The 19,984-nt window shown below is 64.7% G+C and carries 13 protein-coding genes, 1 tRNA gene and 1 pseudogene; 1 reads left to right on the top strand and 14 read right to left on the bottom strand.

Annotated elements, in window-relative coordinates; all coding sequences use genetic code 11:
* The 13 genes and pseudogenes from F1654_RS13700 to F1654_RS13640 all read right to left on the bottom strand — a co-directional run.
* A pseudogene (locus tag F1654_RS13700) lies at positions 1 to 77 on the bottom strand (GTP-binding protein); the annotation flags it as partial.
* A 49-nt stretch (positions 78 to 126) separates the two neighbouring features.
* Positions 127 to 2,202, bottom strand: a complete 2,076-nt coding sequence (gene fusA, locus F1654_RS13695) for an elongation factor G (RefSeq protein WP_150024116.1) — start codon at positions 2,200 to 2,202, stop codon at positions 127 to 129.
* A 36-nt stretch (positions 2,203 to 2,238) separates the two neighbouring features.
* On the bottom strand, positions 2,239 to 2,709 hold the full coding sequence (rpsG, locus tag F1654_RS13690) for a 30S ribosomal protein S7 (protein WP_150024115.1): 471 nt from the start codon (positions 2,707 to 2,709) through the stop codon (positions 2,239 to 2,241).
* A gap of 12 nt (positions 2,710 to 2,721) precedes the next feature.
* On the bottom strand, positions 2,722 to 3,093 hold the full coding sequence (gene rpsL, locus F1654_RS13685) for a 30S ribosomal protein S12 (protein WP_144254309.1): 372 nt from the start codon (positions 3,091 to 3,093) through the stop codon (positions 2,722 to 2,724).
* Between the two features lie 327 nt (positions 3,094 to 3,420).
* Positions 3,421 to 7,632 carry a DNA-directed RNA polymerase subunit beta' gene (gene rpoC, locus F1654_RS13680; RefSeq protein WP_150024114.1) on the bottom strand — a complete coding sequence of 1,404 codons (4,212 nt, stop codon included), beginning with the start codon at positions 7,630 to 7,632 and terminating at the stop codon, positions 3,421 to 3,423.
* Between the two features lie 96 nt (positions 7,633 to 7,728).
* Positions 7,729 to 11,808 (bottom strand): DNA-directed RNA polymerase subunit beta, encoded by a 4,080-nt coding sequence (gene rpoB / locus F1654_RS13675; RefSeq protein ID WP_150024113.1) that lies wholly within the window; start codon positions 11,806 to 11,808, stop codon positions 7,729 to 7,731.
* A gap of 267 nt (positions 11,809 to 12,075) precedes the next feature.
* On the bottom strand, positions 12,076 to 12,453 hold the full coding sequence (rplL, locus tag F1654_RS13670) for a 50S ribosomal protein L7/L12 (protein WP_150024112.1): 378 nt from the start codon (positions 12,451 to 12,453) through the stop codon (positions 12,076 to 12,078).
* 54 nt (positions 12,454 to 12,507) lie between these two features.
* The gene (rplJ, locus tag F1654_RS13665) at positions 12,508 to 13,026 is read right to left on the bottom strand and encodes a 50S ribosomal protein L10 (protein ID WP_150024111.1); all 519 of its coding nucleotides are present in this window, start codon (positions 13,024 to 13,026) and stop codon (positions 12,508 to 12,510) included.
* 323 nt (positions 13,027 to 13,349) lie between these two features.
* Positions 13,350 to 14,069: a 50S ribosomal protein L1 gene (gene rplA, locus F1654_RS13660; RefSeq protein ID WP_150024110.1), complete on the bottom strand. Its 720-nt coding sequence runs from the start codon at positions 14,067 to 14,069 to the stop codon at positions 13,350 to 13,352.
* A gap of 5 nt (positions 14,070 to 14,074) precedes the next feature.
* Entirely contained in the window at positions 14,075 to 14,506 is a 432-nt protein-coding gene (rplK, locus tag F1654_RS13655) for a 50S ribosomal protein L11 (protein WP_150024109.1), read from the bottom strand.
* Between the two features lie 129 nt (positions 14,507 to 14,635).
* A complete protein-coding gene (gene nusG, locus F1654_RS13650; RefSeq protein WP_150024108.1) occupies positions 14,636 to 15,169 on the bottom strand; it encodes a transcription termination/antitermination protein NusG in 534 nt (177 codons plus the stop codon).
* Positions 15,170 to 15,176: 7 nt separating this feature from the next.
* On the bottom strand, positions 15,177 to 15,467 hold the full coding sequence (secE, locus tag F1654_RS13645) for a preprotein translocase subunit SecE (protein WP_150024107.1): 291 nt from the start codon (positions 15,465 to 15,467) through the stop codon (positions 15,177 to 15,179).
* 56 nt (positions 15,468 to 15,523) lie between these two features.
* A tRNA-Trp gene (locus F1654_RS13640) sits at positions 15,524 to 15,599 on the bottom strand.
* A 643-nt stretch (positions 15,600 to 16,242) separates the two neighbouring features.
* On the opposite strand from F1654_RS13640, the gene F1654_RS13635 reads away from it, so the two are divergent.
* Positions 16,243 to 17,463, top strand: coding sequence for a dipeptidase (locus F1654_RS13635; RefSeq protein WP_150024106.1), 1,221 nt, complete (start codon positions 16,243 to 16,245; stop codon positions 17,461 to 17,463).
* Between the two features lie 91 nt (positions 17,464 to 17,554).
* Here F1654_RS13635 and lon read toward each other — a convergent pair whose 3' ends face one another.
* Complete coding sequence (gene lon / locus F1654_RS13630; protein WP_150024105.1) at positions 17,555 to 19,954, bottom strand: endopeptidase La; 2,400 nt, start codon at positions 19,952 to 19,954, stop codon at positions 17,555 to 17,557.
* Between the last annotated feature and the right edge of the window lie 30 nt (positions 19,955 to 19,984).

The raw sequence follows: 19,984 nt of genomic DNA, 5'->3' as shown, positions 1-19,984 counted from the left end.
GTCTTGCCATGGTCAACGTGACCAATCGTGCCAATGTTGACGTGCGGCTTGTTACGCTCAAACTTACCCTTGGCCATTGTCTTGTCCTGTTCTTCTCGTGTTGCTCTTGACGGCGCCCGGCGTCCGTCAGGCGATCTTGGAGATCACGTCCTCGGCCACGGCCTGCGGCACGGGCTCGTAGTGATCGAATTGCATGGTGAACTGGGCGCGCCCCTGAGTGGCCGAGCGCAGATTGTTCACATAGCCGAACATGTTCGCCAGCGGCACCATGGCGTTCACCACGGTGGCGTTGCCGCGCATTTCCTGGCCCTGGATCTGGCCCCGGCGCGAGTTCAGGTCGCCGATCACCGAGCCGGTGTATTCATCCGGGGTGACCACTTCGACCTTCATGATCGGCTCGAGCAGCTTCATGCGCAAGCTGGATTTGGCTTCACGCATGGCGGCGCGCGATGCGATCTCGAACGCCAGCACGCTGGAGTCCACGTCGTGATAGGCGCCGTCGACCAGGGTGGCGGTGAAATCGATCACCGGGAAGCCGGCCATCAGGCCGTTCTCGCGCACCGAATTGATGCCCTTTTCCACGCCCGGCACGTATTCCTTGGGCACCGAGCCGCCGACGATCTTGGATTCGAACTGATAGCCCGAACCCGGCTCGCCCGGAGCAAACTGGATCTTGACGCGGGCGAACTGGCCCGTACCGCCGGTCTGCTTCTTGTGGGTGTAGTCGATCTCGTAAGCCTGGCCCAGGGTCTCGCGATAGGCCACTTTGGGCTGGCCGATATTGGCCTCGACCTTGAACTCGCGGCGCATGCGGTCAACGATGATGTCCAGGTGCAACTCACCCATGCCCGCAATGATGGTCTGGCCCGATTCCTCGTCGGTCTTCACGCGGAAGGACGGGTCCTCGGCGGCCAGGCGCGACAGCGCCATGCCCAGCTTTTCCTGGTCGCCCTTGGACTTGGGCTCGATGGCGATCTCGATCACCGGCTCGGGGAACTCCATCCGCTCCAGGATGACCGGCGCGGCCGGATCACACAGCGTATCGCCCGTGGTGGTGTCTTTCAGGCCCGCAATGGCGACGATGTCGCCGGCATAGGCTTCCTTGATGTCCTCGCGCGAGTTGGAGTGCATGAGCAGCATGCGGCCCACGCGCTCCTTCTTGTCCTTCACCGTGTTGAGCACCGAGGTGCCCGTGGTGATGGAGCCCGAATAGATGCGGCAGAAGGTCAGCGAGCCCACGAACGGGTCGTTCATGATCTTGAACGCCAGCATGGACAGCGGAGAGGCGTCAGAGGACTTGCGCTCCACTTCGGCTTCGGTCTTGGGATCGATGCCGCGAATGTTCAGAACGTCCACCGGCGAGGGCAGATAGTCCACCACCGCGTCCAGCAGGGGCTGCACGCCCTTGTTCTTGAACGCCGTGCCGCACAGCACCGGGTTGAAAGCCAGCTGGATGGTGCCCTGGCGGATCAGCCGCTTGAGGGTGGCGATGTCCGGCTCCTCGCCTTCGAGATAAGCCTCCATCACCGCCTCATCGAGCTCGACGACGGTCTCGACAAGCTTCTCACGGTATTCGGCGGCCTTGTCAGCCAGATCAGCCGGAATCTCTTCCTCGCGCCAGGTAGCGCCCAGGTTTTCAGATTCCCAGATCAGCGCCTTCATGGTCAGAAGATCGATACAGCCTTCATACTCGCTCTCTGCGCCGATGGGCAGCTGCAGGCAGAGCGGCTTGGCCGCCAGCCGGTCGATGATCATCTCCACGCAGCGGTAGAAGTCCGCGCCCAGCTTGTCCATCTTGTTGACGAACACCATGCGCGGCACTTTGTACTTGTCGCCCTGGCGCCAGACGGTCTCGGTCTGGGGCTCCACGCCGGCATTGGCGTCCAGCAGCGCCACCGCGCCGTCGAGCACACGCAAGGAACGCTCCACCTCGATGGTGAAGTCCACGTGGCCGGGCGTGTCGATGATGTTCAGACGCTTGTCTTTCCAGAAGCACGTGGTGGCCGCGGATGTGATCGTGATGCCGCGCTCCTGCTCCTGCTCCATCCAGTCCATGGTCGCGGCGCCGTCATGGACTTCGCCGATCTTGTGGGACTTGCCGGTGTAATAAAGGATCCGCTCGGTCGTCGTGGTCTTGCCCGCATCGATATGGGCCATGATGCCGAAATTGCGGTAGTCCTCGATCTTGTACTCGCGGGGCATGGGGAGGGTCCTTTTAGGAGCAGGAGGCTTGCTGGCTTACCAGCGGTAATGGGCGAACGCGCGGTTCGCTTCGGCCATGCGGTGCGTGTCTTCACGCTTTTTCACCGCGGTGCCGCGATTGGAGGCCGCGTCCATGAGCTCGGCGGCGAGCCGCTCGCGCATGGTGTTCTCGTTGCGCGAACGCGCGGCGGCGGCCAGCCAGCGGATGGCCAGCGCCTTGCGGCGGTCAGGACGCACGTCCACCGGCACCTGGTAGGTGGCGCCGCCGACCCGGCGCGAGCGCACCTCGATCTCGGGAGCCACATTGTCCAGCGCCTCGTGGAACACGCGCACCGGCTCGCGCTTGGCTTTCGTCTCGACGATTTCCAGCGCGCCATAGATGATGGCCTCGGCGGCGGATTTCTTACCGTCCACCATGATGTAGTTCATGAACTTGGTCAGATCGCGATCGCCGAATTTCGGATCGGGCTGAATCTCGCGCTTCTCTGCGCGGTGACGGCGTGACATGGCCGTGTCTCCTTATTTCGGACGCTTGGCGCCGTATTTCGAACGGCGCTGGCGGCGGTCCTTGACGCCCTGGGTGTCCAGAACGCCGCGCAGAATGTGGTAACGCACGCCGGGAAGGTCCTTCACGCGCCCGCCGCGGATCAGCACCACCGAGTGCTCCTGCAGGTTATGGCCTTCACCGGGGATATAGCTCACCACCTCATAACCATTGGTCAGGCGCACCTTGGCGACCTTCCGCAGGGCCGAGTTCGGCTTTTTCGGGGTGGTGGTGTAAACGCGGGTGCAAACGCCGCGGCGCTGCGGGCAAGCCTGCAGGGCCGGCACCTTGTTGCGCTTGGGCTTGTCTTTCCGCGGCTTGCGGATGAGCTGGTTGATCGTCGGCATAAGGCCCTTGTCCGTTCCTGTTCGCAGCATCGCATGCGCCCAGCGGCGCCACGCGAAAAGCCCGTCTGCGGGCGCGACGGCGTTTGCCGTTCGTCCGCGGACGGTCGTGAAGGCGTTGTGTCCAGTATCCGGGCGACGTCTAGACGGGCTTTGCAGACCGGCTACGGCTCACCCCCGGAAATCGAGCGCGGAACCTACTCATCACCCCTGTCCGCGTCAAGACGCCCGCACCCGATATTTTCAGGGTCCCCGCGGCGGACAAGCACGCGCCCGCCAGGGCTGGCCTGACGGGCGCGCGTTGACTCATTTCGCCTGACCGGCTGAGGCCTAGCTGGCCCCGCCGGCGGCCTCGGCTTCGGCGGCCTCGGCGATTTCGGCGGGCAGCGCCTCGGCGTCCGCTTCAGCGGCCGCTTCCTGCTCGGCGATGCGCACCTGGTCGCGCTGATCGGCCGACACCTGGAACTGACGCATGGTGCCGCCCGTACCCGCCGGGATCAGACGCCCGACGATGACGTTCTCCTTGAGGCCTTCGAGCATGTCGACCTTGCCCTGGATGGCCGCCTCGGTGAGCACCCGCGTGGTCTCCTGGAAGGAGGCCGCGGAGATGAAGGAGCGGGTCTGCAGGCTGGCCTTGGTGATGCCCAGAAGGACCGGCTCGCCTTCAGCGGGCTTCTTCTTCTCGGCTTCCAGGCGTTCATTGGTCTCGATGAACTCGATCTTGTCGACGTGCTCGCCGGCCAGATAACCCGAATCGCCCGGCTGGGAGATTTCGATTTTCTGCAGCATCTGGCGCACGATCACTTCGATGTGCTTGTCGTTGATCGGCACGCCCTGCAGGCGGTAGACCTCCTGGATCTCGTTGACCAGATAGCTGGCCAGCGCCTCGACGCCCAGAATGCGCAGGATGTCGTGCGGCGCCGGATTGCCGTCCATCAGATATTCGCCGCGCTGGATGACATCGCCTTCCTGCACGGTCAGGTGCTTGCCCTTGGGCACCAGGTATTCCACCGGCTCGGCGCCCTCGCCTTCGGGATGGATGGAGATGCGGCGCTTGTTCTTGTAGTCGCGCCCGAACTCAACCCGGCCCGTGGTTTCAGCGATGATGGCGTGGTCCTTGGGACGGCGCGCCTCGAACAGCTCGGCCACACGCGGCAGGCCGCCGGTGATGTCGCGCGTCTTGGCGCCCTCGGTGGGCACGCGGGCCAGCACGTCGCCGGGGCTGACCTCGTCGCCATCGCTGATCGACAGGATCGCGCCCACCGACAGCATATAGCTGGCCGCCTGCCCGTTGGGCAGCTTGACCGGATCGCCCTTGGCGTCGGTGATCACCATGGCGGGCTGGATGTCCTTGGACTTCGCGCCCGTGCCGCGCCAGTCGATCACCACTTTCGAGGAGATGCCGGTGGCTTCGTCGGTGTCGTCCTTGACCGACAGCCCGTCGATCACGTCGATGAATTTCACCTTGCCGGCCACCTCGGTGACCACCGGCATGGTGTAGGGATCCCACTCGGCCAGCCGGTCGCCGCGCTTGACGGCCTTGCCGGCGTCCACGCGCAGGCGCGCGCCGTAAGGCAGCTTGTAGCTCTCCATCTCCTGGCCGTCCGGGCCCGTCACCGCGATCTGCATATTGCGCGTCATCACGATGAAGTCGCCATCGGCGGTCTTCACGGTGGAGCGCTCGGTGAAGGTCATCTTGCCGTCATGGCTGGCTTCGATGAAGGACTGCTCGGAGACCTGAGCGGTGCCGCCGATGTGGAAGGTCCGCATGGTCAGCTGGGTGCCCGGCTCGCCGATGGACTGGGCCGCGATCACGCCGATCGCCTCGCCCATATTCACCTTGGTGCCGCGCGCCAGATCCCGGCCGTAACAGGCCGCGCACACGCCCACCCGCGTTTCGCAGGTCAGCGGCGAGCGCGCCTTGACCGAGGTCACGCCGGCCGCTTCGAGCGCGGCGCACAGATCCTCGTCCAGATAGCTGTCGGCCGGGGCGATCACCTCGCCGGTGGCGGGGTTCTTCACGTCTTCAGCCGTGGTGCGTCCCAGCAGGCGCTGGGCCAGGGAGACCACCACCTCGCCACCCTCGATCACCGCGCCGAGCTTGATGCCCTGCGAGGTGCCGCAATCGGCCTCGGTGATGATGCAGTCCTGGGCCACGTCCACCAGGCGCCGGGTGAGATAGCCCGAGTTGGCGGTTTTCAGCGCCGTGTCGGCCAGGCCCTTACGCGCGCCGTGGGTGGAGTTGAAGTATTCCAGAACCGTCAGCCCCTCCTTGAAGTTGGAGATGATCGGCGTCTCGATGATCGAGCCGTCGGGACGGGCCATCAGGCCGCGCATGCCTGCCAGCTGTTTCATCTGGTTCTTCGAACCCCGGGCGCCGGAGTGGGCCATCATATAGACCGAGTTGACCTCGCCCGGCACGCCTTTGGCCGGGTTGGAGATCTCCTCCATCATGGCGTCGGCCACCTTGTCGGTGCACTTGGCCCAGGCGTCCACGACCTTGTTGTACTTCTCACCCTTGGTGATCAGGCCGTCCACGTATTGCTGCTCGTACTCGGCGACCAGCTTGCGGGTCTCGCCCACCAGGATGGCCTTGGCCTCCGGGATCAGCATGTCGTCCTTGCCGAACGAGATGCCCGCCCGGGCCGCTTCGCGGAAGCCCAGCTGCATGATGCGGTCGCAGAAGATCACCGTCGCCTTCTGGCCGGTGTGACGATAGACCTCGTCGATGATCATCCCGATAGCCTTCTTGGTGAGAAGGTCATCGAGCAGTTTCGGGCCCAACTCGCGATGGCGCGGCATGTGCTCGAGGATTTTCATCCGCCCCGGCGTGCTCTCGATTACCTGGGTGACCTCATCGCCGTTCTCGTCGATATAGGCGTAGCGCGCCTTGATCTTCGAATGCAGCGTGATCACCCCGGCGTCCAGAGCCGCCTCGATCTCGCCCATGGTGGCGAAGGCCATGCCCTCGCCCGGCTCGCCATCCTTGGCGATGGACAGATAGTACAGGCCCAGCACGATATCCTGGGACGGCACGATGATCGGCTTGCCATTGGCCGGCGAGAGGATGTTGTTGGTCGACATCATCAGCACGCGCGCTTCCAGCTGGGCCTCAAGGCTAAGCGGCACGTGCACGGCCATCTGGTCGCCGTCAAAGTCGGCGTTGAACGCCGCGCAGACCAGCGGGTGCAGCTGGATCGCCTTGCCCTCGATCAGCTTGGGCTCAAACGCCTGGATGCCCAGGCGGTGCAGGGTCGGCGCGCGGTTCAGCAGCACCGGATGCTCGCGGATCACCTCGTCGAGCACGTCCCACACTTCGGGACGCTCTTTCTCGACCAGCTTCTTGGACTGCTTGACGGTGCCCGACAGGCCCTTGGCGTCCAGACGCGCATAGATGAACGGCTTGAACAGTTCGAGCGCCATTTTCTTGGGCAGGCCGCACTCGTGCAGCTTCAGCTCGGGACCCACCACGATCACCGAGCGGCCCGAATAGTCCACGCGCTTGCCCAGGAGGTTCTGGCGGAACCGGCCCTGCTTGCCCTTGAGCATGTCAGCCAGGGACTTGAGCGGGCGCTTGTTGGCGCCGGTGATGACCCGTCCGCGCCGGCCGTTGTCGAACAGCGCGTCCACCGCTTCCTGGAGCATGCGCTTTTCGTTGCGGATGATGATGTCCGGCGCGCGCAGCTCGATCAGGCGCTTGAGGCGGTTATTACGGTTGATCACACGGCGGTAGAGATCGTTCAGGTCCGAGGTGGCGAACCGGCCGCCATCCAGCGGCACCAGCGGGCGCAGCTCGGGCGGAATCACGGGGATGACCGTCAGGATCATCCACTCGGGCTTGTTCTTGGACTGGATGAAGGATTCCAGCAGCTTGATGCGCTTGGACAGCTTCTTCAGCTTCAGCTCGGAGCCAGTCTCGCCCATCTCCTCGCGCATGCGCTCGACCTCTTTTTCGAGGTCCATGCCGATGAGGATTTCGCGGATCGCTTCGGCGCCGATGCCGGCGGTGAAAGCGTCCTCGCCATACTCGTCCACCGCCTCATAATACTCTTCCTCGGTGAGAAGCTGGTGCTTCTGCAGCGGGGTGAGGCCCGGCTCCATCACGATATAGGCCTCAAAATAGAGCACGCGCTCCACGTCCTTGAGGGCCATGTCCATGATCAGCGCGATCCGGGAGGGCAGCGATTTCAGGAACCAGATATGGGCGACCGGCGCGGCCAGCTCGATATGGCCCATGCGCTCGCGGCGCACGCGCGCCAGGGTCACCTCGACGCCGCACTTCTCGCAGATAATGCCCTTGTACTTGATGCGCTTGTACTTGCCGCACAGGCACTCATAGTCCTTGATCGGACCGAAGATGCGCGCGCAGAACAGGCCGTCGCGCTCGGGCTTGAACGTGCGGTAATTGATCGTTTCGGGCTTCTTCACCTCGCCAAAGGACCAGGAGAGAATCTTCTCCGGGCTGGCCAGCGAGATCCGGATCCGGTCGAAGGTCGGGCCTTCCACGGACGGATTGAAGATGTTCATGACCTCTTGGTTCATCGGTCCGTCTCCTTGACGGTGGCGGCGGCGGGGCCGGTAGGGGCCGGGGCCCGCCGCCTTGATACGGGTTGCGCGCTGTAAGGGGCTGTTGGCGGTTTACTGGTTGACCAGCTCCACATTCAGACCCAGCGAACGCATTTCCTTGACCAGCACGTTGAAGCTCTCCGGAATCCCGGCTTCGAAGGCGTTGTCGCCGCGCACGATGGCCTCATAGACCTTGGTGCGCCCGGCCACGTCGTCGGACTTCACCGTGAGCATTTCCTGCAGGGTGTAGGCCGCGCCATAGGCCTGCAGGGCCCACACTTCCATCTCGCCGAAGCGCTGGCCGCCGAACTGCGCCTTGCCGCCCAGCGGCTGCTGGGTGACCAGCGAGTACGGGCCGATGGAGCGGGCGTGGATCTTGTCGTCCACCAGGTGGTGCAGCTTGAGGATATGCTTCACGCCGACAGTGACCTTGCGGCGGAACGGCTCGCCAGTGAGGCCGTCATAGAGCACCGACTGGCCGCTTTCGTCGAGCCCGGCCTTTTTCAGATACTCCACCACGTCCGGCTCGCGCGCGCCGTCGAAGACCGGGGTCGCGATGGCGATCCCGTCCTTGAGATTGCGCGCCAGCTCGGCCAGATCGCCCTCGTCCTCGGGCAGGTCCTGGTCCTCGCCATAGGCATAGCGCATCGCCTTGCTCAGCTCCGCAGCCTTGCCGTGACGCTGATAGGCTTCCAGCGCCTCGCCGATCATCTTGCCCAGGCCTTTGCAGGCAAAGCCCAGATGGGTCTCCAGGATCTGGCCGACATTCATCCGCGAGGGCACGCCCAGCGGATTAAGCACCACGTCAACCTGGGTGCCGTCTTCCATGAACGGCATGTCCTCGATGGGGATGATCTTGGAGATCACGCCCTTGTTGCCGTGCCGGCCGGCCATCTTGTCGCCGGGCTGGATCTTGCGCTTGATGGCCACGAAGACCTTCACGATCTTCATCACGCCCGGCGGCATCTCGTCGCCGCGCTGGACCTTCTCGACCTTGTCCTCGAAGCGGCGGTCCAGGCGGGCCTTGGACTCGTCATACTGCTTCTTGAGGGCCTCGACCTCGGCCATGGCCTTCTCGTCTTCAAGGCCGATCTTCCACCATTGCGAGCGCGGGGTTTCCTCCAGCGCCTCTTCGGTGACCGCGCCCTTCTTGAAGCCTTTCGGCCCGGACACGGCGGTCATGCCCACAAGGATTTCCTTCAGGCGCGAGAAGATGTCGCGCTCCAGAATGGACAGCTCGTCCTCGCGGTCCTCGCCCAGGCGCGCGATCTCCTCGCGCTCGATGGAGATGGCGCGCTCGTCCTTGTCCACGCCGTGGCGGTTGAACACGCGCACGTCCACGATGGTGCCCGTGGCGCCCGGCGGCAGGCGCAGCGAGGTGTCGCGCACGTCCGACGCCTTCTCGCCGAAGATGGCGCGCAGGAGTTTCTCCTCCGGCGTCATCGGGCTTTCGCCTTTCGGGGTGACCTTGCCGACCAGGATGTCGCCGGCCTCGACTTCAGCGCCGATGGCCACGATGCCCGCCTCGTCAAGATTGCGCAGGGCCTCCTCGCCGACATTGGGGATGTCGCGGGTGATCTCTTCCGGGCCCAGCTTGGTGTCGCGGGCCATGACCTCGAACTCCTCGATATGGATCGAGGTGAACACGTCATCGCGCACGATGCGCTCGGAGACCAGGATGGAGTCCTCGAAGTTGTAGCCGTTCCAGGGCATGAACGCGACCAGCACGTTGCGGCCCAGCGCCAGCTCGCCCAGATCCGTGGACGGGCCGTCAGCGATGATGTCGCCGCCCTGCACCCGGTCGCCCACCTTCACGATGGGACGCTGGTTGATCGAGGTGGACTGGTTGGAGCGCTGGAACTTGGACAGACGGTAGATGTCCACGCCCGACTGCGCTGCGCCGATATCGCCGGTGGCGCGCACCACGATGCGGCGCGAATCCACCTGTTCGACCACGCCTTCGCGGCGGGCGATCACGGCCGCGCCGGAATCGCGCGCAACCACGCCTTCCATGCCCGTGCCCACCAGCGGCGCCTCGTTGCGCAGGAGCGGAACGGCCTGACGCTGCATGTTGGAGCCCATCAGGGCGCGGTTGGCGTCGTCATTTTCCAGGAAGGGAATGAGCGCAGCGGCCACCGAGACCACCTGTTTGGGCGACACGTCGATGTAATCGACATCCTCGCGCGGCACCAGGGTGGCGTCACGGTTCGGACCCACGCGGCAGTTGACGAACTCGTTGGCCAGCATGCCGTCATCGCCCACCGTGGCGTTCGCCTGGGCGATGGCGTAGCGCGCTTCCTGCATGGCCGAGAGATAGTCCACCTGGTCGGTGAGCTTGCCCTTCTCCACCTTGCGGTAGGGGCTCTCGATAAAGCCGTACTTGTTGACCCGCGCAAAGGTGGACAGCGAGTTGATCAGACCGATATTCGGGCCTTCCGGCGTCTCGATGGGACAGATGCGCCCGTAATGGGTCGGGTGCACGTCGCGCACCTCGAAGCCCGCGCGCTCGCGCGTCAGGCCGCCCGGCCCCAGCGCCGACAGGCGGCGCTTGTGGGTGACTTCCGAGAGCGGGTTGGTCTGGTCCATGAACTGGGACAGCTGGGACGAGCCGAAGAACTCGCGCACCGCCGCCGCCGCCGGTTTGGCGTTGACCAGATCGTGGGGCATCACGGTCTCGATATCCACCGAGCTCATGCGCTCCTTGATGGCGCGCTCCATGCGCAGCAGGCCGATGCGGTACTGGTTCTCCATCAGCTCGCCGACCGAACGCACCCGGCGATTGCCCAGATTGTCGATATCGTCGATCTCGCCCTTGCCGTCGCGCAGGTTCAAGAGCACGCGCAGGACCTCGATAATGTCCTCGCGGCGCAGCGTGCGCACATCGTCCGGGCATTCCAGATCCAGGCGCATATTCATCTTCACCCGGCCCACGGGCGACAGATCATAGCGCTCGGAATCGAAGAACAGGCCGTTGAACAGGGCCTCGGCGGTCTCCGGCGTGGGCGGCTCGCCCGGGCGCATGACCCGGTAGATGTCCACCAGCGCCTGGTCGCGCGTATCGTTCTTGTCAGCGGCCAGCGTGGTGCGCATATGGCCGCCCACCGCCACGCCGTCGATGTCGAGCACGTCAATGCCCTCCACCCCGGCTTCGGACAGGGCCTCCAGCACCTCTTCGGTCAGTTCGTCGCCGGCCTCGGCGTAGATCTCGCCGGTCTCCATATTGACCAGATCCTCGGCCGCATAGCGCCCGATCAGGTCGTCACCGGAGACCAACAGGGCCTGAAGCCCGTCCTCGGCCAGCTTGTTGGCGGTGCGCGCGGCGATCTTCTTGCCGGCCGGCGCCACCACCTCGCCCGAACGCGCGTCCACCAGGTCGCGCACGGGCTTCACCCCGCGCCAGCGTTCCTTGATATAGGGCAGCGTCCAGCCGTCCTTGGCGCGCGAATAGGTGATGCGGTCATAGAACGTGCCAAGGATCTCTTCCTTGTCCAGGCCCAGCGCATAGAGAAGGGTCGTCGCGGGCAGCTTGCGCCGGCGGTCGATGCGCACGTGCAGGATGTCCTTGGCGTCAAATTCCAGATCGAGCCAGGAGCCGCGGTAGGGAATGATGCGCGCAGCGAACAGGTATTTGCCCGAGGCGTGGGTCTTGCCGCGGTCATGGTCGAAGAACACGCCCGGAGAGCGGTGCATCTGGGAGACGATCACCCGCTCGGTGCCGTTGACGATGAAGGTGCCCTTGTCGGTCATGAGCGGGATATCGCCCATATAGACATCCTGCTCCTTGATGTCCTTGACCGAGCGCGCGCCGGTTTCCTCGTCCACATCGAACACGATGAGGCGCATCTTCACTTTCAGCGGCGCAGCGTAGGTCAGATCGCGCTGGATGCATTCCTCGACGTCGAACTTGGGCGCCTCGAATTCGTAGGAGACGAATTCCAGCACCGCGCGCTCGGAGAAATCCTTGACGGGGAAGACCGACTTGAACACGGCCTGCAACCCCTCGTCAGGGCGCCCGGACGTGCTCATGTCCTTCATCAGGAACTGCTCGTAGGAGTGCTTTTGAACCTCGATCAGGTTCGGCATCACCACGGCTTCGGGAATACGGCCGAAAGTTTTGCGGATGCGCTTCTTGCCCGTGAACGACAGACCCATTTTCGCTCCCTATCGCCGGCCTTGCCAGCGTCTTGCGCTCCCGGGGGACGCATCCCCCGTCACCCGTCCCGAACCCCGCAAGGCGGCCATTGAGGGGGCCCTTGCGGTGCGGCGCTGCGCGGCTCCGGGACGGAAATGGCCATGCAGCGGTATGCGTCTGGTGCGACGCCGTTACGGGCGCACGGGCAAGCCCCATGCGCCCGCAAGGGCGTTCGCCGGATCACCGGGACTGCCGCGGCGCGAGCGCTGCGGCGGCCCCGGAGGTCCTTACTTCAGCTCGACAGTGGCGCCAGCCTCTTCGAGCTTCTTCTTGATTTCCTCGGCCTCGGCCTTGGCGGCGCCTTCCTTGACGGCTTTGCCACCGGCTTCAACCAGGTCCTTGGCTTCTTTCAGGCCCAGGCCGGTAATCGCGCGGACTTCCTTGATCACGTTGATCTTCTTGTCCCCGGCAGTGACGAGAATGACGTCAAACTCGTCTTTCTCTTCCGCCGCAGCGCCACCAGCGTCACCGCCCGCCGGAGCGGCGACGGCGACAGCGGCCGCAGCCGCCTTGATGCCTTTGGATTCCAGGATGTCGTTAAGCTCCTTGGCTTCCAGAATGGTCAGGCCCAGGAGGTCTTCAGCAAGTTTGGCCACATCAGCCATGGTTTTGTTCCTTCGCGTTCGTCAGGGTTATGGGTTCGAGTTGCGGAGACGACGTCAGCTGGCCGCTTGTTCGCGGATCGCCTCGATCTGGCCGGCCAGGGTGGACCCCGGCGCGTTGAGCCGCGAGACGATCTCGCTGGCCTGGCCCATGAGACGGCCCACGATGGCGCCGATGAGTTCTTCACGCGACGGCATCTTGGAGAGCTCTTCAACGCCTTTGGCGTCGCCAAAGACATTCTCTTCCATGAAGCCGCCGATGATCTCGAACTTGGGGTTCGATTTGGCGAACTCGATCGCCACCTTCGGCGCTGCGGTGAAGTCTTCAGAAAAGGCAATGGCGATCGGACCTTGAAACATGTCCGCGGCGCCCTCGCCTTTCTGACCCTTCAGAGCGATCTTCGCCAGGCGGTTGCGGACGACTTTCAGACGTCCGCCCTTGGCCCGCAGATCACCGCGCAGCTTGGTCATTTCCGCAACAGTCAGACCCGAATAACGGGCCAGGACGACAGATCCGGAGGCGGAGAAAATCTCCGTGAGCTCCTCGACCGCCGCCACTTTGGTCGTACGATCCATTGCGGTCTCCCTTCGTTCGGACCGCCCACCGCGGGCGGCCCTCAAGCCGCCGCGCCATAACGCCGTCCGGTCAGACCGGGACAGGCGCGCCAGCGCGGACTTGCCTGCCCCAGGGCTCGAACCGCCACCCCGGCTCGCGCCGGTTAAAACGGTTTTCGCTCTGTCTCACCCGGGGCCGTCTGGATTAAGAGCGGCGCGAACGCCCCTCCCCCGGGATCTCGGACAGGCCGGACCGGATCAGGACGGCTGCGCCGCCAAAACCAGTCCGGACCCCCGCCCCGCCGCATCAACGGCCAGGCGGGTAACTCTCGCTTCAGCTGCTTCTAGGCAGCAGCTTCAGCCGGCGCCAAGGCGGACGCCTCGGCGACATCGATTTTCACGCCCGGCCCCATGGTGGAGCTCAGCGCGATGCGTTTGACATATTGGCCTTTGGCGCCGGACGGCTTGGCCTTCACCAGAGCCCCCAGCAGGGCGCGAATGTTTTCGCCCAGCGCGGCTTCGGAGAAGCTGGCCTTGCCAACGCCGGCGTGCACGATGCCCGCCTTCTCCACGCGGAATTCCACCGCGCCGCCCTTGGAGTCCGCAACCGCCTTGGCCACGTCCATGGTCACGGTGCCGACCTTCGGGTTCGGCATCATGCCGCGCGGGCCGAGCACTTTGCCCAGACGGCCGACCAGCGGCATCATGTCCGGGGTGGCGATCACCTTGTCGAAATCGATCTGGCCCGCCGAGACGGTCTCGAACAGGTCTTCAGCGCCCACCACGTCCGCGCCGGCCTTTTTGGCTTCGTCAGCCTTGGGGCCCTTGGCGAACACGGCCACGCGCACAGAGCGGCCCGTGCCATTGGGCAGGGACACGACGCCGCGCACCATCTGATCGGCGTGACGCGGGTCGACGCCCAGATTGACGGCGACCTCGATGGTCTCGTCAAACTTGGCCGTAGCGCGCTCTTTCACCAGCTTCACCGCATCGTCGAGGCTGTAAAGCTTGTCGCGATCAATGCCATTGCGCGCAGCGGCGGTCCGTTTTGCAATCTTCGCCATGACGCCTACTCCACCACTTCCAGACCCATGGAGCGCGCTGAACCCTCGATGATGCGGGTGGCGGCGTCCAGGTCGTTTGCGTTCAGGTCAGCCATCTTGGTTTCGGCGATCTCGCGGCACTGGGCGCGGGTCACCGAGGCGATGGGCGCAGCCTTGCCCGCCTCGCCAGACCCCTTTTGCACCTTGGCGGCCTTCTTCAGGAAGAAGCTCGCCGGCGGGGTCTTGGTGATGAAGGTGAACGACTTGTCCTGATAGACGGTGATGGTGGTGGGGATCGGAATCCCTTTTTCCATCTCTTGCGTCTTGGCGTTGAACGCCTTGCAGAATTCCATGATGTTCACGCCGCGCTGACCCAGCGCCGGCCCGATGGGCGGCGAGGGGTTGGCTGCGCCGGCGGGAACTTGCAGGTTGATATAACCTGTAATCTTTTTCGCCATGGCCCTTCCTCCATAAGACGCGGAACCGTTCCACGCCCTTGCTTTGCGCGGGGGCGGACCCCCGCAAGGGTGGCGCGGTCACGGCCCCGGCATGGTCTTGCGCCGGAACCTCCCGCACCCTCACGCCAGTCAGGTCGATTTTTCGACCTGGCTGAACTCCAGCTCGACCGGGGTGGCCCGGCCGAAAATATTGATCGCGACCTTCAAGGTCTCCTTGCCGTCGTCGACATCCTCGACCACGCCGACAAAGCCCATGAAGGAGCCATCCGTCACGCGCACGCTCTCGCCGATCTCATAGCTGATGGTGGAGCGCGGACGCTCCGCGTCGTCCTCCATCTGGCCCATGATGCGGCGGATTTCGCTTTCCGGCACCGGCAGCGGGCGCTTGCCCGAGCCCAGGAAGCCGGTCACGCGCGGGGTGTTCTTGACGAGGTGATAGGCCTCGTCGGTCATGTCCATCTTCACCAGAACATAGCCGGGGAAATATTTGCGCTCGGCGTTCACCTTGCGGCCGCGGCGCACCTCGGTGACCTCTTCGGTCGGCACGAGGACTTCCTCGAACTTGTCCTCCAGCCCCTTCAGCACGGCTTCGGAGCGGATGGCCTCGGCCACCTTCTTCTCGAAGTTGGAAAAGGCGTTGACGATATACCACTTGGCGGACATGGCGGCGTCAGCCTCCCAGACTCAGAAGCGCGTTGACGATCCAGCCCAGCACGGTGTCCACGGCAAAGAAGAAGATCATGGCGATGATCGACATGATCACCACCATGATGGTGGAGATCAGGGTCTCACGCCGGCCCGTCCAGGTGACCTTGCGGCCTTCCTGGCGCACTTCGGAGAAAAAGCGCAGCGGGTTGAACGGTTTCTTGCGGGCAGGCGCAGAGGCTGCGTTGTCCGAAGACCCGCTTCGGCCGCTGGCGGCCGGTTTCGCCGGCGGGCGGTTTTTCGTCTCTCGCGCCATCGCGTCAAGTCATCTTTCTCAATTCACCGGCGCCAGGCGCTCAGGGCTGGAGCGCCTGGCAGGGGCGGAGGGGCTCGAACCCCCGACCTGCGGTTTTGGAGACCGCCGCTCTACCAGCTGAGCTACACCCCTGTTGAGCTGCACCGTTGCGCCGCACACAAGCCGACAGGCGGAACGTCGCCGCCCGCCTTGCCAGAGCCGGTGCTTGTACATCGCCCGGCGCGCGATGCAAACAGGGCGCTGCAAAAATTCTTCACTCCGCGCGGATCGTCTGCATCCACCCATATGGGAAAGCGGTGAGACCGGCTCAAGCGCGCGGTCTGGCCTCCCCATCCAGATGAGGGACAATCAGCGCCATACCCTTCCCTCCCCCTCGATGGGGGAGGTGTCCCGAACGCAGTGAGGGACGAAAGGGGGTGAAGGCGCTGACGTTCGGAAAGCTGAGCGCCGCACCCCTCACCTTACCTCTCCCCTCAGGGAGGGGAGAGGAGGCTTTGATGCTGCGTGTTTTCGGAAAATGCCTGGCGCCTGGCTCAAAGGATCAAGCGCGGCGTGGACGCCCCCTCTCCCCCATGGCCATGGGGGAGAGGATAAAGGTGAGGGGGTGCGGGAGATCATGTCGCGCCTGCCGCCCCACCCCACCCGGACCGGAGCAAAGCTCCGGCCCACCCTTTCCACCCAGGGAAGGGAGAAGTAGCCCCCCTGCGTATTGATCCGCCCCCGCCCCGCCTCTAGCCTTGCCCCCTGCCCGTCATCAGCCCCCAGGAGTCCTGCCATGATCCGCACCTGTCTCGCCGCCCTCGCCGCCTTCGCCCTGATGGCGGGCGCAGCCGCCGCAGACCGGCAGGCCCGCGAGGTTTCCGAGGCCGAGGCGCGCGCCGTCCACGCGCGCGTGCTCACCCTGGACACCCATATCGACATCCCGCGCGGCTACGCCACTCACGCCATCGATCCGGGCGGCTTCACCCGGCTGCAGAATGACCTGCCCAAGATGCGCGCGGGCGGGCTCGATGCGGCCTTCCTGATTGTCTATGCCGGCCAGGGGCCGCTGGATGATGACGGCTACGCCAGCGCGCGCGCGACGGCTGAAAACACCTATCAGGCCATCATGCGCATGACGCGGGCCTATCCCGATCAGATCGCCCTGGCGCGCACGGCCGACGAGGTGGAGGCCATCCATGCCGAAGGCCGGCTGGTGGCGCTCATCGGCATCGAGAACGGCTATCTTCTGGGCCCGTCGCTGGATGATCTGCCCCTGTGGGCGGAACGCGGCGTGCGCTATGTGGGCCTGACCCATTTCGGCCATAACCAGTTCGCCGGCAGCTCCAACCCGCTCGAGCGGCTGGGGGATTCAGACGAGGATCCGGGCCTGTCAGAGCTCGGCCGCGCCCTGATCCCCGCGCTCAATGATCACGGCATCCTTGTGGACGTGTCCCACGTGGGCAAGCGCTCCATGATGGAGGCCGTCGCCCTGTCGCGCGCGCCCATTATCGCCTCCCATTCGGGCGCCTCCGGCTATTACGAGAATGCGCGCAATCTCGATGACGAGCAGCTGGACGCGATCCGCGATAATGGCGGCGTCGCCCAGATGGTCGCCTTCCGCTCCTATGTGGCCGATGTGGACCCGCGCATCCTCGAAGGCATCACCGCCCTGCGCGAGCGCTATCTGTCAGAAGGCTGGGCGGGCGCCTCACAGGCCGATCTGATCGCTTACCAGGACGGCGTGGCGGGCTTGCGGGCGCGTTATGACGACGTCACGCTCGCCCAGTTCGCCGACCATATCGACTACGCCGTGGCGCGCATCGGCATCGAGCATGTGGGCATCTCGTCCGATTTCGATGGCGGCGGCGGGGTCGAGGGCTGGGACGACGCCTCCGAAACCCTCAACGTCACCTGGGAGCTCCTGCGCCGCGGCTATAGCGAGGACGAGATTCGCGCCCTGTGGGGCGGCAATGTCCTGCGCATCCTGCGCGCGGCCGAAGCGGCGGCGCAGTAAGCGCCGCCCTGCCTCTCTTTGAAGACAAGGACATGATGGCAGCCCCGCTGCCCCCACCTCAGATGGGAGGGATAGCGGGGCCGCCGCAAGATTAGTGTGCGCGCGCTTCGCCGGTAGAGGCCTCGGCGCGGGCGGCGGCGGCGAAGGCGGCTTCATCCGCTTCGCTCCACTCCACCGGTTCGACCCGGCCCGCCAGCGCGTGCTCGAGCACCTGATCGACGGTGTCGACCGGGATGATCTCAAGGCCCTGTTTCACATTGTCGGGGATCTCGGCGAGATCCTTTTCATTGTCGCGCGGGATCAGCACCGTCTTCACCCCGCCGCGCAGGGCCGCCAGCAGCTTCTCCTTCAGGCCGCCAATCGGCAGCACCCGGCCGCGCAGCGTGATCTCGCCGGTCATGGCCACATCCTTGCGCACCGGGATGCCGGTGAGCGCCGAAACGATGGCCGTGATCATGGCGCCGCCCGCTGACGGGCCATCCTTGGGCGTGGCGCCTTCGGGCACGTGGACGTGAATGTCGGTGGAGCGGAACACGGGCGGCTTCACGCCCAGCGCTGGCGCGCGGGACTGGACATAGGAATTGGCCGCGGAGATGGATTCCTTCATCACATCGCGCAGATTGCCCGTGACCGTCATCTTGCCGCGCCCGGGCATCTTGACCGCCTCGATGGTCAGAAGATCGCCGCCCACCTCGGTCCAGGCCAGCCCCGTGACCAGGCCCACCCGGTCCTCATGCTCGGTCTCGCCGAAGCGGTGTTTGCGCACGCCAGCGAAATCATTGAGATTTTCAGGCGTGACGGTGATGGTCTCGGCTTCGCCCGCCACCAGCTTGCGCACCGCCTTGCGCGCCAGGCCGGAGATCTCGCGCTCCAGATTGCGCACGCCGGATTCGCGCGTGTAGTAGCGGATCAGATCGCGCAGCCCCGTCTCGGTCAGGGTCCACTCTCCCTCTTTGAGGGCATGGGCCTTCATCACCTTGGGGATGAGGTGGCGGCGTGCGATCTCCACCTTCTCGTCCTCAGTGTAACCGGCGATGCGGATGATCTCCATGCGGTCCAGCAAGGGCTGGGGCATGTTGAGCGTGTTGGCCGTGGTGATGAACATCACGTCCGACAGGTCGTAATCGACTTCCAGATAATGGTCGTTGAACGTGCTGTTCTGTTCGGGATCGAGCACTTCGAGCAGCGCCGCCGCCGGATCGCCGCGATAGTCCGCGCCCAGCTTGTCGATCTCGTCCAGCAGGAAGAGCGGATTGGAGCTCTTGGCCTTCTTCATGGACTGGATGACGCGCCCGGGCATGGAGCCGATGTAAGTGCGCCGGTGGCCGCGAATCTCGGCTTCGTCGCGCACGCCGCCCAGCGACATGCGCACGAACTCGCGTCCCGTGGCCTCGGCGATGGAGCGGCCCAGCGAGGTCTTGCCCACGCCCGGCGGCCCGACCAGGCACAGGATCGGCCCGCGCAGCTTGCGCGTACGCGCCTGCACGGCCAGGTGCTCGATAATGCGCTCCTTGACCTTCTCCAGCCCGTAATGGTCGCGCTCGAGCGTGTCCTCGGCCTTTTTCAGGTCGTTGCGCACTTTCTTGCGCTTGTTCCAGGGGATGGAGAGAATCCAGTCGAGATAATTGCGCACCACCGTGGCCTCAGCGGACATGGGGCTCATCTGGCGCAGCTTCTTCATCTCGGCGTCGACCTTGGCGCGCGCCTCCTTGGAGAGCTTGGTCGCTTCGATGCGCTCTTCGAGCTCGGCCAGCTCCTCGCGCCCGTCATCGCCTTCACCCAGCTCGCGCTGGATCGCCTTCATCTGCTCATTGAGATAATATTCGCGCTGGGTTTTCTCCATCTGCCGCTTCACGCGGTTTCGGATTTTGGTTTCGACCTGGAGGACGGAAATCTCCCCCTCCATCAGCGCAAACACGCTCTCCAGACGCGAAGCCACGTCCGGATTGGCCAGAAGCTCCTGCTTGTCGGTGATCTTCACCGCCAGATGCGCCGCTATGGTGTCGGACATCTTGGCCGGATCCGCGATCTCGCTAACCGCCGCCAGCGCCTCGGGCGGCACTTTCTTGTTCAGCTTGACATAGTCATCGAATTTGTCGGCGGCCGCGCGCATCAGCGCCTCCACCTCGGCGGCGTCGCGCACGCTCTCGTCCACAATGCGCGCCTCGGCCTCGAAATAGGCCTGATTGTCGAGATAGCCGGTCACAGCCATGCGCCGCCCGCCCTCGACCAACACCTTCACCGTGCCATCGGGCAGTTTCAGGAGCTGAAGCACTGAGGCCACCACGCCTTCAGGATAGATGGCGTCAGGCGCAGGATCGTCATCGGCGGCGCTGATCTGGGTGGCCAGCAGGATCTGCTTGTCCCCGCGCATCACTTCTTCCAGTGCGCGTACGGATTTTTCACGCCCCACGAAAAGCGGCACAATCATGTGGGGGAACACCACAATATCGCGCAGGGGCAGAAGCGGCAGGGTGCGGGTTTCGGTCATCCGTTCAGGTCTCCACGCCGGGCGCACACA

Source organism: Alkalicaulis satelles, from assembly GCF_008630495.1.
GTDB classification, from domain to species: domain Bacteria; phylum Pseudomonadota; class Alphaproteobacteria; order Caulobacterales; family Maricaulaceae; genus Oceanicaulis; species Oceanicaulis satelles.
This window is presented reverse-complemented; position numbering and strand designations above follow the sequence as displayed.

Coding starts and splice junctions, on each gene's coding strand:
- fusA (WP_150024116.1), bottom strand. CDS start 2,202: ATGCCCCGCGAGTACAAGATCGAGGACTACCGCAATTTCGGCATCATG.
- rpsG (WP_150024115.1), bottom strand. CDS start 2,709: ATGTCACGCCGTCACCGCGCAGAGAAGCGCGAGATTCAGCCCGATCCG.
- rpsL (WP_144254309.1), bottom strand. CDS start 3,093: ATGCCGACGATCAACCAGCTCATCCGCAAGCCGCGGAAAGACAAGCCC.
- rpoC (WP_150024114.1), bottom strand. CDS start 7,632: ATGAACCAAGAGGTCATGAACATCTTCAATCCGTCCGTGGAAGGCCCG.
- rpoB (WP_150024113.1), bottom strand. CDS start 11,808: ATGGGTCTGTCGTTCACGGGCAAGAAGCGCATCCGCAAAACTTTCGGC.
- rplL (WP_150024112.1), bottom strand. CDS start 12,453: ATGGCTGATGTGGCCAAACTTGCTGAAGACCTCCTGGGCCTGACCATT.
- rplJ (WP_150024111.1), bottom strand. CDS start 13,026: ATGGATCGTACGACCAAAGTGGCGGCGGTCGAGGAGCTCACGGAGATT.
- rplA (WP_150024110.1), bottom strand. CDS start 14,069: ATGGCGAAGATTGCAAAACGGACCGCCGCTGCGCGCAATGGCATTGAT.
- rplK (WP_150024109.1), bottom strand. CDS start 14,506: ATGGCGAAAAAGATTACAGGTTATATCAACCTGCAAGTTCCCGCCGGC.
- nusG (WP_150024108.1), bottom strand. CDS start 15,169: ATGTCCGCCAAGTGGTATATCGTCAACGCCTTTTCCAACTTCGAGAAG.
- secE (WP_150024107.1), bottom strand. CDS start 15,467: ATGGCGCGAGAGACGAAAAACCGCCCGCCGGCGAAACCGGCCGCCAGC.
- F1654_RS13635 (WP_150024106.1), top strand. CDS start 16,243: ATGATCCGCACCTGTCTCGCCGCCCTCGCCGCCTTCGCCCTGATGGCG.
- lon (WP_150024105.1), bottom strand. CDS start 19,954: ATGACCGAAACCCGCACCCTGCCGCTTCTGCCCCTGCGCGATATTGTG.